Genomic DNA, 13,154 nt, shown 5'->3' with positions numbered 1-13,154 from the left:
CGTTCTTGCTGAGCTTTTTCACCCCGCTACGCAAACACTAAGGCAGGACCCACGATGGAATACCAGACTGCGATACGCGGTGCATTTTTCGATATCGCCCAGGTCTGCGACAGCGCAGACGCGATTGCCCAACAAGCCCGCTACCTTGAGGACGGGCTGCTGTTTATCCAGAACGGAAAAATTCTGGCGCACATGGCGTGGCAGGAGGGCGAGCAGTATCTCGACCCCCACAAAGGCTACACGGACCTGCGCGGCAGGCTGCTGCTGCCCGGTTTTGCCGACGCCCACGTTCATTATCCACAAACGGAGATGATCGGCGCCTTTGGCGAACAGCTGCTGGAGTGGCTGACCACCTACACCTTCCCGGTGGAGAGCCAGTTTGCCGATGAAGCCTACGCGAAAGAGATCGCCGAATTTTTCATTCACCAACTGGTGAGCAACGGCACCACCACCGCGCTGGTGTTTTGCACGCTGCATCCGCAATCGGTCGAAGCGCTGTTTACCGAAGCCCTGCGCCTCAACATGCGCCTTATCGCCGGAAAGGTGATGATGGACCGGCACGCGCCGGACTACCTGAGCGAAAATGCAAAGCAGAGCTACCGGCAGACGCGGGAGCTGATCCAGCGCTGGCACCACAGGGGTCGGCTGGGGTATGCCATTACGCCGCGTTTTGCCCCGACGTCCTCACCCGAGCTGCTCGCCGCGGTCAGCCTGCTCAGAGAGGAGTTCCCGGATACCTGGCTGCAGACCCATCTCAGCGAAAACCCAAACGAAGTGGCCTGGGTGAACGATCTCTGGCCGGAGCACGAGCGCTATCTGGACGTATATCACCACTACGGCCTGACCGGCGAGCGCAGCGTGTTTGCCCACGCGATTCATCTGCACCACAGCGAGTGGCAGTGCCTGCACGACACCGGTTCGGCGGTGGCGTTTTGCCCCACCTCGAACCTGTTTCTCGGCAGCGGGCTGTTTCGCCTGCCCGCCTGCTGGCAGCACAAGGTGCGGATGGGCATCGGCACCGACGTCGGCGCGGGCACCACCTTCAGCATGCTGCGCACCCTGGGAGAAGCCTACAAGGTCGGCCAGCTTCAGAGCTACCGCCTGCGCGCCAGCGAGGCGTTTTATCACGCCACGCTGGGCGGCGCGCACGCCCTCAGGCTGGACGATAAGATTGGCAACTTCGCCCCCGGCAAAGAGGCGGATTTTGTGGTTATCGATCCTGACGTGACGCCGCTGCAGCGCCTGCGCAATCGCCGCTGTCAGGATATCTACGAGCAGCTATTTGTGCTGATGACCCTGGGCGACGAGCGCAACATCAGTGAGACCTGGGTCAACGGCGAGCGGGTGTGGTCAACTGCCCCGGTAGGTTGACCACCCGCCTGGCGCAATCACAAACGGCAGATGGAAGTGCTCGTCTGCCGCTTCTTCCGTCACAAAATCAATTTGCGCGCAGGGGTAGATCGTCTCCCGGCCGGTTGCGCGAAACCACCCGCCGATCTCCGCCACCAGCCGATAGTGTCCTTTTGGCAGGAATGGGACAAATTCGGTGATGCGGCCATTAGCGTTGGTCACGCCCGTCGCCATGATTTCGCCCTCCCGTTCAAGGTGAACCGTCACGCCCGCTGCGGGCTTGCCCGTTGAAATATCGAGAATATGGGTGCTGAGCGTGCTCATTCGCTAATCACTCCTTCCAGCCGCAGCAGCGTAATTTCCCGCAGCTGTTCCAGCGCCGCCTGAACTTCCTGCGCGTCGCTGTTTTCCAGCCGCGCGCGCAGGGCCTGTAATATCTCCTCGCCGCTGCGGCCCTTCGCGCGGATCAGAAATACCCGGCCGAAGCGGGCCTCGTAGCGGGCGTTACCCTCGCGCAGCGCCTGCGCGAGCGCCGCGTCACGGTCATTCACCGCTCCCTGCTCCTGACGCGACAGCGCCGCCTCCACATGTGCACCCGCGGGCTTTTCCCCGATGCGCGGGTGCGCGCTCAGGGCTTGCGCTAACGACGCCTCATCCCAGCGCTGCATCAGCGCCTGCGCCGCGATCGTCAATTCACTCCGGCTCGGGTAAGGCCGTCCATAAACCAGCGCCTCAGCCCAGCCGGGGAGCGCCACGCAGGGGGTGAGCAGCGCGAGAGCCTCTTTCTCAGGAAGATGATTGAAGTCGTGCAGTGCGATCATAGTGTCTCCTTTATTGTCCTCCTCCGGGTTGTTGCACAAACCACGCCACTCTTGTCGCCGATGTGAAACAGTCGATTCTGTATGGCTGGACAGGAAATTATTGATTCATAAAAAGGCATATTCACCGTGTTTGCGCACCTTAGCAGTGCAAACTCACCTCCTACAACGCCGTTTTCGCCACTCTGCAGCCTGGTACGCAAATTGCTGAATGTTTTTACACCCTGCAAAAGGAGAGAAGCATGAAAGCAATCGTCATTGGCGCGGGTATTGGTGGCCTGAGCGCTGCCGTCGCGCTAAAGAAAGCGGGCATCGACTGTACCGTGTTCGAAGCCGTAAAAGAGATCCGGCCCGTCGGGGCGGCCATCTCCATCTGGCCTAACGGCGTGAAGTGTATGCAGCACCTCGGCATGGGCGACATTATCGAAACCTACGGCGGTCCGATGCGTTTTATGGCCTACAAAGATTACCGGCGCGGCGACACCCTGACCCGCTTCAGCCTTGCCCCGCTGGTTGAGCGTACCGGCGGGCGCCCCTGCCCCGTCTCGCGCGCTGAACTCCAGCGCGAAATGCTGGACTTCTGGGGGCGCGACAAGGTGCAGTTCGGCAAGCGCGTGGAACACGTCCACGAAGACGACGCGGGCGTAAGCGTCACCTTTACCGATGGCACCACGGCAACAGGCGATTTTGTGATTGCCGCCGACGGCAGCCACTCGGCGGTTCGTCCGTACGTGCTGGGCTATACCCCGGAGCGCCGCTACGCCGGATACGTGAACTGGAACGGGCTGGTGAAGATTGATGAAGAGATTGCCCCGGCGCACCAGTGGACCACCTTCGTTGGCGAAGGCAAACGCGTGTCGCTGATGCCCGTCTCCGGCGGTCGTTTCTACTTCTTTTTTGACGTGCCGCTGCCCGCGGGCCTGGCGGAGGATCGCACCACCCTGCGCGCCGATCTCACGGGCTACTTCCGCGGCTGGGCGCCGCCGGTGCAGAAGCTTATCGCCGCGCTGGATCCCGATACCACCAACCGCATTGAAATCCATGACATCGAGCCGTTCGACAGCCTGGTACGCGGCAACGTCGCGCTGCTCGGCGATGCCGGGCACAGCACCACGCCGGATATCGGCCAGGGCGGTTGCGCGGCCATGGAGGACGCCGTGGTACTGGGCGAATGCCTGCGTGAAAACCACAACATTACGCTGGCGCTGCGGCAGTACGAAGCCCTGCGCTGCGACCGGGTGCGTGACCTGGTGCTGAAAGCGCGTAAACGCTGCGACGTCACCCACGGGAAAGATATGGCGTTGACGCAGGCCTGGTATCAGGAACTCAAAGAGGAGACCGGGGAACGCATTATCAACGGTCTGTGCGAGACCATTCAGGGCGGCCCGTTAGGCTGAACAAGAGGGACAACGATGAAAAGAGAACCGACACCACCCGCCCACTGCACGTTTGAGCCAGAGGACTGGCTGCGCCTGGCGAAATGCTGGCATCCGGTTGCGCGCGCCTGCGACGTCGGCCCGGCCCCCGTCAAGGCCACCCTGCTGGATGAACAGCTGGTGATTTACCGAATTAACGACCAGGTCGTGGTTGCCCGGGACGTGTGTCCGCACCGCGGCGTGCCGCTGACGCTCGGCTTTCACGACGAGCACGGGATTATCTGCCCCTACCACGGCTTACGCTTTGGTGAAGACGGCCGCTGCAACCGCATTCCGTCCAGCCCCGACCAGCCCGTTCCGGCGAAGCTGAACCTGATTAACTACGCGGTGGAAGAGCGCTTCGGCCTGATCTGGACCTGCCTGGCGTTTGACCCGGACAATCCCGTGCCGCTGCCCACCATGCCGCACTGGAGCGACGACGGATTTCAGCAGATCAACTGCCCGGCGTTTGAGGTGAACGGCTTCGCCGGGCGCCAGGTGGAAGGGTTTCTGGATGTTGCCCACTTTGCGTGGATCCATACCGATACCTTTGCCGATCCCAATAATCAGCTTGTCCCTAGCTATCAGCCGCAGGAGACGCCCTTCGGTTTCGTGGCCGATTACTGGAGTTCCGTGAGCAACTATCCCGCCAGTTCACCCGTGCAGGCGCCAGAAGGATTCCAGTGGCTGCGCCATTTTGAAATGCATCTGCCGTTTACCGCCACCCTGACGATTCATTTTCCGGGTGAATCGCGGCTGGTGATTATGAACGCCGCCTCGCCCGTCTCGTCACGGGTGACCCGCATGTTCGCGCCCATCGCGCGCAACTTTGATCTGCATATTCCGGTGGAGGACGTGCATGCCTTTAACCTGCGCATTTTTGAAGAGGATCGCCTGATGGTCGAAACCCAGCGCCCGGAAAGTCTGCCGCTGGATCTCACTCTGGAAGCCCATATTCCGGCAGATAAGAGTTCGATTGCCTACCGTCGGGGACTGAAGAAGATGGGCTTTGGCGAATTTTTCCTGGTATGACGGAGGCCAATATGCTGAACGTGATCGTTGACGGGCTGTGGCGCGAGGGGCATAAAAGCCTCGCCGTCAGGCTGGTGGCCGAAAACGGCGACGCGCTACCGGCGTGGCAACCCGGCGCGCACATTGATGTCCACCTGCCCTGCGGCGTGGTCCGCCAGTACTCTCTGACCGGGGCATGTGGCGACGAGAGCTATCTTATCTGCGTGGGGCGAGAAGCCGCCTCGCGCGGTGGGTCGCGCTACGTTCACGAAACGCTGCGTCCGGGCCAGAGGCTTTTAATCTCGGCCCCGCGCAATCTGTTTCCGCTGCATCAGGCTGAGCGGGTATTGCTGCTGGCAGCAGGGATTGGCATTACGCCGCTGTATGCGATGGCATTGCAGCTGAAAGCGACCGGAACGCCGTTTACGCTGCACTATTACGTCAGAAACCGGGAAAACGCGGCGTTTGCGCGCGAACTCTCGCAGTGCGGTGACTGCATTATTCATACCAGCACCCCACGAACCACGCTGGCGGAGCATTTCCCCGCACCTGAAGCGGGGCTGCACGCGTGGGTGTGCGGACCTGCGGGGTTTATGGAGAAAGCGCGCGATGTGGCGGCGGCGAAGGGATGGGATGACGCCCATATGCACAGCGAGGCGTTTCAGCCCGCACCCCCTGTCACAAGCGGCGTCGCAGGCGAGATCTTTACGGTCAAACTTGCCTCTACCGGCGAGCGCTGGCCGGTGCCTGCGGATAAGACCATCGCTCAGGTATTACAGGAAAACGGCGTGGACGTGCCGCTGTCGTGCGAAATGGGGATCTGCGGCGCCTGCCTGACGCCGGTGATTGACGGCGTGGTGGACCACAGGGATAGCGTGCAGTCGGAGGCAGAAAAAAGTGCGGCTGACCAGCAGGTGGCGCTCTGCTGTTCGCGGAGTCACTCCGGGGAGCTGGTAATTGCGCTGTAAAACGAAAAAACCCTGCGATATTGCTATCGCAGGGTTTTCGAATTTGGCGGAAGCGTAGAGATTCGAACTCTAGAACCCTTTCGGGTCGCCGGTTTTCAAGACCGGTGCCTTCAACCGCTCGGCCACGCTTCCAAAGTGAGGCGCACTATAAACATCTATTAGCGCCTTGTAAAGCAGGAATTTTTCTATTTTTGCCTGCAGGCGTTTGACTGCGCAAAAAGTCACCCGGACGCTTTCCTGCCCTCCCCCCTTCCCCCCTTGTACATACCGTTACACAGCAACGCTCATCCTTTTAAATCACCGTGGTATAGAATGCCCAAAAAAATAGACGGCCATGTGTTTTGTAATGGTAATAAATCCGGGTAATGCGGGTTTTAACGCATTACTGTCATAGCGCCTTACTGGTTGATGATGAAAATCAAAAATACGTTTTGCTTACATATCCTGATGGCCGTTTTGGCCATTTTAGTCCTGAGTTTTCACCCGCTGGTGACAAGCTTTGATCCGCCGCTTAAATTCCAGCCGCTGATCAAGTCTATGGCAGGGACGACAAAAGAACAGGCGGAAAAAATAGCCACTATTTCCCATGCTTTAGAAGGGAATGCTATTTTCTTCCTTGGTGCGTCTGAGGTCGCCACCTCAGAAGAGGAACATTACGCCGTATTTAATTATTTTAATAAGCAATTGCACCAGCCCGTCGTGGCCTATGGCGATGCGTTTGTCGATGACGAAACGCAATTTTTACTTCTCTCGCGTTTTAAAGATAGCCTTAACGCAAACAGCAAAGTGGTGCTGCTTCTGGCGCCTGACGGCTTTTATTCAAAAGGCCTGCCGCCCGCTATCTATGCGGATAATTTTCCGGGCTCGATTTTTAATCCCCTGATGAAGGATCCGCAGGCGCGCCCGTTCCTGGTTAATTACCTGAAGCATATTGATGCGAAAGAGATAAGCCATTTAACCTTCGGGCAAATGCGTGTGTATGGCTGGCATCCGGCGCTGATGTGGGACGAGCTGAGTTTTCAGTTTGCAAACTTCTGCACCCTGATTAAAAACGACTGGCTGTCGCTGCTCAACATCAGGCCACAGACGGCGCAGCCCTGGCCTCAGCAGCCAACCGCCCGTCTTTCACCTGACTGGGATAAAGCGCTGGCGAATGCCCGCGAGTTGAATAAAAAGCGCCATCAGAGCGCGGCCACGCTGTGGATGGACAAAACGATTTACGACGAGGACGGTAAGCCGCAGCAGTGGGATGACACGCCGGTGGTGCCGGGGCAGTTCGCCGCGTTCAGGAAAACCGTTCAGCTTTTGAAAGCGCATCACGTGCAGGTGATTGCTATCGTCGACCCGGTTAACCCCTGGGCGCTTTACAATACCGACACCTTCCGCCCGTTCGATAAGCAGATTCAAACCATTCTGAAAGAGAACCAGATCCCGTATTTGGATATGTACGCCATGCCGTATCAGAACGGCTGGAACTGGGATCGTCTGCACCCTACCGAACTGGCCTGGGTGCCAATGCTTCGCTTTATTGCACAGAGTTTTAAATAATGAAAATCGCGATCCGTCTTTTTTGCCTTTATTTACTGCTGGCGATCACCGTCGTTGCATGGACCGCTGTCGATGACAGCATGAGTATGCAGCTGCATTTTGAATATCAAAAATTCTGAGGCGAAATGATGTACAGCTCAGGAATGTTTTTTGTCTGTTTATTTTCATCCGCGCTGGTGTTTGCGATGGTTAATCGTGTTTTACGCCACCGTCTGACCTGGCTAGTTTCCTTATCCGTGGTGACAGCATTAGGCTGGGGTTATATTTTTCAGGGCAATTACAGTGTTCCCGTGGCCGTCTTTTGCTGGTTTTATCTTGTCGCCACGTTAAAAGAAAAAGGCAGATTAAAAACCTGGCAGGCGGTCGTTTTAACGCTGCTGCCCCTGGTTCTGGTGAAATTACATTTTAATTATCACCTCGGCACAATCGGTCTCTCTTTTATGACCTTCCGTGCTGTGGATGTACTGCTGTATCGCAGTAAAAAAGAGGGCCAGAATTTCCTGCACTATTTCTGCTATCTCTTTATGCCCTTTATTATTCTGGCCGGCCCGATGTATCGCTGGCGGACATGGATGAGCGATGTGAATAAGCCGGCATTTGTCCTGAACCGCGAGCAGTTTTTAACGGCGCTAGAGCAAATTATTACCGGCATCATTCAGAAGTTCCTGTTTGCCATGCTGATCGATTCGCTCGTCGTGCAGCCCTGGAGCCATAAGCCGTTTACCCTGACCGTGGGCGTGGTGATGTCGATTGCCTACAGCGCCTATCTGTACTTCGATTTTGCGGGCTACAGCAATATGGCCATCGGCGCGGGCCGGCTGTTTGGGCTGAATATTCCGGCAAACTTCAACATGCCGCTTCTTGCAAAGAACCCGCAGGATTTCTGGCGCCGCTTCCACATCAGCCTGTCCGAATGGCTGCGCGACGTGGTCTTTATGCCCGTCTATATGAACCTAATGAAGTTTAACTTTTTCCGCCAGAACAAAACGCTGGCGCAAAATATCGGTATTTTTTGCACCCTGTTCTGCATGGGGGCGTGGAATGGCCTGGAACGCCATTACGTCATCAGCGGCGCGCTGTTTGGCGCGATTTCCGTCGCGCACAACATGCTGCTGTGGTCAGCCAAACGCAGCCCAACGTTACACCGCGGATTGCAGTATCCGGCCGTTGCGTTTTTGGGACGAATTCTGACGCTGGGAAGCGCCGCAGGATCCCTTTACATCTTCAGTGGAATGTCACCTCTATGAAAAATCACTCCGATCTTCAGGAACTGCAGGATTTCTTGCGTGCGGCACTGCGCGATCCCGCCTCCCCGCAGCAGCTGGCCATCAGCGGCAGCGACGAAACCTTAAGCTGGCTCCAGCTTTCCTCTGCCGTGACGGACTGGGCAGAGCGTTATCGACGCTGCCAGCCCGCAGACGGTACGCCGATCGTGCTGTACGGCCATCAGCAGGCCGAGTTCGCCGTGGCGATCTATAGCTGCCTGCTGCACAACATTCCGTACATCCCGGTGGACTGCATCTACCCGCAGGAGCGGCTTCGCGAGATCTGCAACCTGACCGGCGCCCCTTACTACTACGACGTGGCGACGCGGCAGTTCATCGCCACCGGCGAGGCGGGCAAGGTGCTGGAGGAGCAGGATCTGGCCTATATCATGTTTACCTCAGGCAGCACCGGAAAACCGAAAGGCGTGCAGATTGGACGTGAAAGCGTATGGCACTTCATGAAGTGGGTCAGCCAGGACTTTTCGCTGCCGGAAAAACCGGTGCTGATGAACCACGCGGTGTTCAGCTTTGACCTCTCCCTGATCCCTCTGCTGGCGAACCTGGCGATGGGAGGCCACATCGTGCTGAATGCCAAAGAGGATATCCAGAAAGAGAACTGGCTCGAGCGACTGCAAAGCAACGCGGTCTCCGCCTGGGTTTCCACCCCCTCTTTTGCCTACCAGCAACTGCTTTCTCCGCACTTTAACAGCGAGTATTTGCCTGCACTCAGCGTCTTTATCTTCATTGGTGAAGTGCTCAATAAAGCGCTGGTAAAACAGCTCCGCCGCCGTTTCCCGCAGGCCAAAATCATCAACTCCTATGGCCCAACGGAAGCGACCATTGCGACAACCGTGGTTGAGATCACGGATGAGATCCTTAACAGCGACAGCGCGGTGCTGCCGGTGGGCGTGATGATGCCGGACAGCAGAATGGAAATTTCCGCCGAGGGCGAGCTGATTATCTGGGGCAAAAACGTCATGCGCGGCTATTTAGGCCTGCCGCAGGAGAACGCGGCAAAACTGCTGCGTCGGGAAAATGATGCGTTCCGCGGCTACCGGACCGGCGATCTGGGTTATGAAGACGGGCTCATCTACTGCCAGGGCCGCAACGACAGCCAGGTCAAGCTGAATGGCTACCGCATCGAGATCGGCGAGATTGAAAACCGCCTGCTGGCCATGTCCGGCATCAGCGAAGCGGTGGTGATGCCGCTGATGAAACCCTGCGGCAGCGTGCTGCGCATCGCCGCGTTCTGCGTGACGGAGCTGGCACCGGAGGCAATCAAAACCTCGCTGGCAAACGTGGTGCCCCACTACATGGTGCCTTCACAAATTATCGTAAAAGACGCTTTGCCGCTAAATCCTAACGGCAAAATTGACCGCAAGCTGCTGGACGCTTACGCCCGCACACATTAATTATCCCAGGAAAAATGATGGAACACGATATTCTCGCCCTGTTTGAAAAAGTGTTATCCCGCAAGGTTGGCTTTCACGATGAGCTGATTGAATCCGACATTCTCGACTCCATTCTGGCAGTCGACATGGTGCTGGAGGTGCAGGACGTTTACGGCTGTATGATACCGCCTACCGACGTGGCGACGGTGCTGAAAACCCCGGCCGATCTCGCCCGTTATATTGAAGAGAACCGTTAACGCCTCCTCCTCTGATGGCTCTGGGACTCACTCCAGAGCCCATCATTCGCTTTCCCCTTCTGGATACCATTCACACGAATGAAACCCACCGGTTTTACTATTTCTCCTACACTTTAGGGGTACTGTCGGTACGGGAAACAAAACAAGCCAACATCATGAAGACAATAATGGTTCGCTCTGCGCTCAGCCAGCGATCGTTGCGTCTTTAACAGAGGAGTCTGCGGTATGGCATTCGTAACAACGAAAGACGGCGTCAATATTTACTACAAAGACTGGGGTCCGAAAGAGGCTCAGCCCATTGTTTTCCATCACGGCTGGCCATTGAGTGCCGATGACTGGGATAACCAGATGCTCTTCTTCCTTGCGGAAGGCTATCGCGTTATCGCAATCGACCGCCGTGGTCACGGGCGTTCGGACCAGGTCAGCGAAGGGCACGATATGGATCATTATGCGGCTGACGCGTCGGCCGTGGTTGAAAGCCTGGATCTGCACAATGCGGTGCACGTCGGCCACTCTACCGGCGGTGGCCAGGTGGCCCGCTATGTTGCGAAGTACGGCCAGCCGCAGGGGCGCGTTGCCAAAGCGGTACTCGTGAGCGCCGTTCCACCGTTGATGGTGAAAACAGAAAACAACCCTGGCGGGACACCTGTAGAGGTTTTCGACGGCTTTCGTAAAGCGCTGGCCGCGAATCGCGCCCAGTTTTACCTCGACGTCGCCAGCGGTCCTTTTTATGGGTTTAACCGGGCGGGGGCCGAGGTTTCACAGGGCACCATTCAGAACTGGTGGCGTCAGGGCATGATCGGCAGCGCCAAGGCCCACTACGAGGGGATTAAGGCGTTTTCAGAAACCGACCAGACGGAAGATTTAAAAACCATCACGGTTCCCGTTCTGGTGATGCAGGGGGATGACGATCAGGTCGTGCCTTATAAGAATGCCGCCCTTCTGCAGGACCAGCTGCTGGCGAATAGCGTGCTGAAAATCTATCCGGGCTTCCCGCACGGGATGCATACCACCCACGCGGATACCATTAACGCGGATATTCTGGCCTTTATCCGCTCATAGACGTCAGGTTTACAGATACGCGCAAAAAGAAAAACCCCAGCTTAACGAGTAAGCTGGGGTTTATATCTGGCGGAAGCGCAGAGATTCGAACTCTGGAACCCTTTCGGGTCGCCGGTTTTCAAGACCGGTGCCTTCAACCGCTCGGCCACACTTCCTGAGTGAGGCGAACTATAAACACCTCACCGCATGCTGTAAAGAGTGGCTGCAATCGTTCGCTTTAAAATTAGCCAAAATGTGCTTAATCGGTTGAACTGACAACACATCGGCGATTTTATCAGCATAAAATCCAGCCCTCTCGCTTAGTGCTTTTTGATGTACATATCTTTTGTGAAATAGTACCCCAGCTTATCCGGCGTAAAGCCGCCCACCCACGGTTTCACCAGGTGCGTACGGACGTAGTGATAAACCGGAATGGCAGGCACATCACGCCCAAGCAGATCCTCTGCCTGCTGGTAGAACTTACCCCGCTCTGCCGGCGTTTTGGCCTTTGCGGCGTTGATCAAGGCTTGATCGTAGTCCGGGTTGCTGTACTGGCTGGTGTTTTCACTGTCGCCGGTACGGAAGTTGTTCAGGAAGGTCGCCGCGTCGTCGTAGTCGGCAATCCAGGCGTAGCGCACCGCGTCAAAGTTGTGGGTGTGCATGGTATCCAGCATAGTTTTCCACTCCTGATTTTGCAGCTTCGCGTCTACGCCGAGGTTTTTCTTCCACATAGAGCTGGCCGCAATCGCGATGCGCTGGTGCGATTCAGAGGTGTTATAGAGCAGGTTGAAGCTCAGAGGATGGCTTGCGTTATACCCGGCCTCGTTGAGCAGTTTTTTCGCCTCAGCAATACGCTTGTCCAGCGGCCAGCTGGCGTAATCCGGATTCTGCAGCTTGACCCCGCCGATGTCCGGCTGGCTAATCAGCCACGCCGGGCGCTGCCCCTGCCCCATCACCTTCTCAGCGATGATGTCTTTATCCAGCGCCATGTTCAGCGCCTTGCGCACGCGGGCATCGTTGAACGGCGGACGGGTGGTGTTGAATTCGTAGTAATAGGTCGCCAGCTGCGGGGAGACGTCCAGCTGGCTGCCCAGCGTTTTCTTCAGCTGAGCAAACTGGTTAATGGGTACCGTATACACAATATCAATTTCGCCCGCTTTATAGCGGTTCACATCCGAGGCCTCGGAGGTGATCGGCAGATAGGTGACTTTGTTAATAACGGTATGCGCGTTATCCCAGTAGCGCGGGTTACGCTCCGCCACAATGCGTTCGTTGACCACCCACTGGGACAGCTTATACGCTCCGCTGCTGACGAAATGCTCCGGTTTGGTCCACTTTTCACCGAAGCGGCCAATCAGCACTTTATCCACCGGCACCAGCGACGGGTGCGCCAGCATCGCCAGGAACGCCGCGTTGGGCTGGGTGAGCGTCACTTCCAGCGTGGTATCGTTAATTGCTTTTACGCCCAGCGTGTCGGGGGATTTTTTCCCCTGAGCGATATCGGCCGCGTTGACGATATGCATGTTGCCGGGATAGCTGGCGTACGGTGAAACGGTTTTTGGATCAACCAGGCGCTGCCAGCTCCAGACCACATCCTCTGCGGTAATGGCCGTCCCGTCGCTCCAGGTAATGCCCGGACGTAAGTGGAACGTCCAGACGGTGTTGTCCTTGTTCTCCCATTTTTCAGCCAGCCGGGGTTGGATTTCCCCTGACGGGGAGACGCTCACCAGCCCTTCGAATAAATCGCTGATAATATTGAATTCGACATCGCTTTCGACTTTATGCGGGTCGAGCGAGGCCGGTTCGCTGCCATTGTTTCTGACCAGTTCCTGTTTTTCGGCCAGCGCTGTTCCTGCTGGCACGTTAGCCGCCCAGGTCGCCGTGCTGGCGCACAGGATCCCGGCGGTGAGTAAAGAGAGCGTAAAGCGCGTGCGTGTTTGTGGTTTCATTTCCTTCGCCTTATTGTCTGTTTTATGACGATCCGGAGATAACTCTTAGCGCCCGAAAGGCAATAACGCAATATTTTTCAGTAACCTATAAGAGGTTGATCTGGTAAATACTTTTAAACCGCCGTTCATACTGGTTACACA

General features: G+C 56.9%; 12 protein-coding genes and 2 tRNA genes. 9 read left to right on the top strand and 5 right to left on the bottom strand.

The window, feature by feature from the left end; all coding sequences use genetic code 11:
* Positions 1-54 precede the first annotated feature (54 nt).
* Entirely contained in the window at positions 55-1,371 is a 1,317-nt protein-coding gene (guaD, locus tag IM265_RS10895; protein ID WP_193030966.1) for a guanine deaminase, read from the top strand.
* Here the strand turns inward: guaD and uraH are convergent.
* Together uraH and uraD are read right to left on the bottom strand one after the other, a co-directional pair.
* Positions 1,351-1,674 (bottom strand): hydroxyisourate hydrolase, encoded by a 324-nt coding sequence (uraH, locus tag IM265_RS10890; RefSeq protein WP_069732519.1) that lies wholly within the window; start codon positions 1,672-1,674, stop codon positions 1,351-1,353. The genes guaD and uraH overlap by 21 nt on opposite strands.
* Positions 1,671-2,171, bottom strand: a complete 501-nt coding sequence (gene uraD, locus IM265_RS10885; protein WP_047368244.1) for a 2-oxo-4-hydroxy-4-carboxy-5-ureidoimidazoline decarboxylase — start codon at positions 2,169-2,171, stop codon at positions 1,671-1,673. Before uraD ends, uraH begins: the two co-directional genes overlap by 4 nt.
* A gap of 239 nt (positions 2,172-2,410) precedes the next feature.
* Here uraD and hpxO point away from each other — a divergent pair, with 239 nt between their 5' ends.
* Genes hpxO through IM265_RS10870 form a run of 3 tightly spaced genes read left to right on the top strand, consistent with a single transcriptional unit; the run spans position 2,411 to position 5,562 of the window.
* The gene (gene hpxO, locus IM265_RS10880) at positions 2,411-3,565 is read left to right on the top strand and encodes an FAD-dependent urate hydroxylase HpxO (RefSeq protein WP_048958408.1); all 1,155 of its coding nucleotides are present in this window, start codon (positions 2,411-2,413) and stop codon (positions 3,563-3,565) included.
* Between the two features lie 15 nt (positions 3,566-3,580).
* Positions 3,581-4,615, top strand: a complete 1,035-nt coding sequence (gene hpxD / locus IM265_RS10875; protein ID WP_126817635.1) for a molybdenum cofactor-independent xanthine hydroxylase subunit HpxD — start codon at positions 3,581-3,583, stop codon at positions 4,613-4,615.
* A gap of 11 nt (positions 4,616-4,626) precedes the next feature.
* Positions 4,627-5,562: a PDR/VanB family oxidoreductase gene (locus tag IM265_RS10870; RefSeq protein WP_193030964.1), complete on the top strand. Its 936-nt coding sequence runs from the start codon at positions 4,627-4,629 to the stop codon at positions 5,560-5,562.
* Between the two features lie 44 nt (positions 5,563-5,606).
* Here the strand turns inward: IM265_RS10870 and IM265_RS10865 are convergent.
* Positions 5,607-5,694, bottom strand: a tRNA-Ser gene (locus IM265_RS10865).
* 279 nt (positions 5,695-5,973) lie between these two features.
* Here IM265_RS10865 and IM265_RS10860 point away from each other — a divergent pair.
* The 5 genes from IM265_RS10860 (at position 5,974) to IM265_RS10840 (ending at position 11,085) form a co-directional block, all read left to right on the top strand.
* Entirely contained in the window at positions 5,974-7,110 is a 1,137-nt protein-coding gene (locus IM265_RS10860; RefSeq protein ID WP_045630047.1) for a D-alanyl-lipoteichoic acid biosynthesis protein DltD, read from the top strand.
* Between the two features lie 128 nt (positions 7,111-7,238).
* On the top strand, positions 7,239-8,357 hold the full coding sequence (locus IM265_RS10855) for an MBOAT family O-acyltransferase (protein WP_041910592.1): 1,119 nt from the start codon (positions 7,239-7,241) through the stop codon (positions 8,355-8,357).
* Positions 8,354-9,787: an AMP-binding protein gene (locus IM265_RS10850; RefSeq protein WP_193030962.1), complete on the top strand. Its 1,434-nt coding sequence runs from the start codon at positions 8,354-8,356 to the stop codon at positions 9,785-9,787. Before IM265_RS10855 ends, IM265_RS10850 begins: the two co-directional genes overlap by 4 nt.
* Before the next feature lie 17 nt (positions 9,788-9,804).
* Complete coding sequence (locus IM265_RS10845) at positions 9,805-10,023, top strand: acyl carrier protein (RefSeq protein WP_028012621.1); 219 nt, start codon at positions 9,805-9,807, stop codon at positions 10,021-10,023.
* Positions 10,024-10,248: 225 nt separating this feature from the next.
* Positions 10,249-11,085 (top strand): alpha/beta fold hydrolase, encoded by an 837-nt coding sequence (locus IM265_RS10840; RefSeq protein ID WP_088204958.1) that lies wholly within the window; start codon positions 10,249-10,251, stop codon positions 11,083-11,085.
* Positions 11,086-11,152: 67 nt separating this feature from the next.
* Here IM265_RS10840 and IM265_RS10835 read toward each other — a convergent pair.
* Positions 11,153-11,240 (bottom strand) — tRNA-Ser (locus tag IM265_RS10835).
* Positions 11,241-11,384: 144 nt separating this feature from the next.
* Positions 11,385-13,013, bottom strand: a complete 1,629-nt coding sequence (locus IM265_RS10830; protein WP_048961453.1) for an ABC transporter substrate-binding protein — start codon at positions 13,011-13,013, stop codon at positions 11,385-11,387.
* Between the last annotated feature and the right edge of the window lie 141 nt (positions 13,014-13,154).

It is taken from the genome of Enterobacter cloacae complex sp. P17RS (assembly GCF_014895885.1).
In the GTDB taxonomy this organism is placed as follows: Bacteria; Pseudomonadota; Gammaproteobacteria; order Enterobacterales; family Enterobacteriaceae; genus Enterobacter; species Enterobacter bugandensis.
Note: the sequence above shows the minus strand (reverse complement) of the source record. Positions and strands in the feature narration are given on the sequence as shown.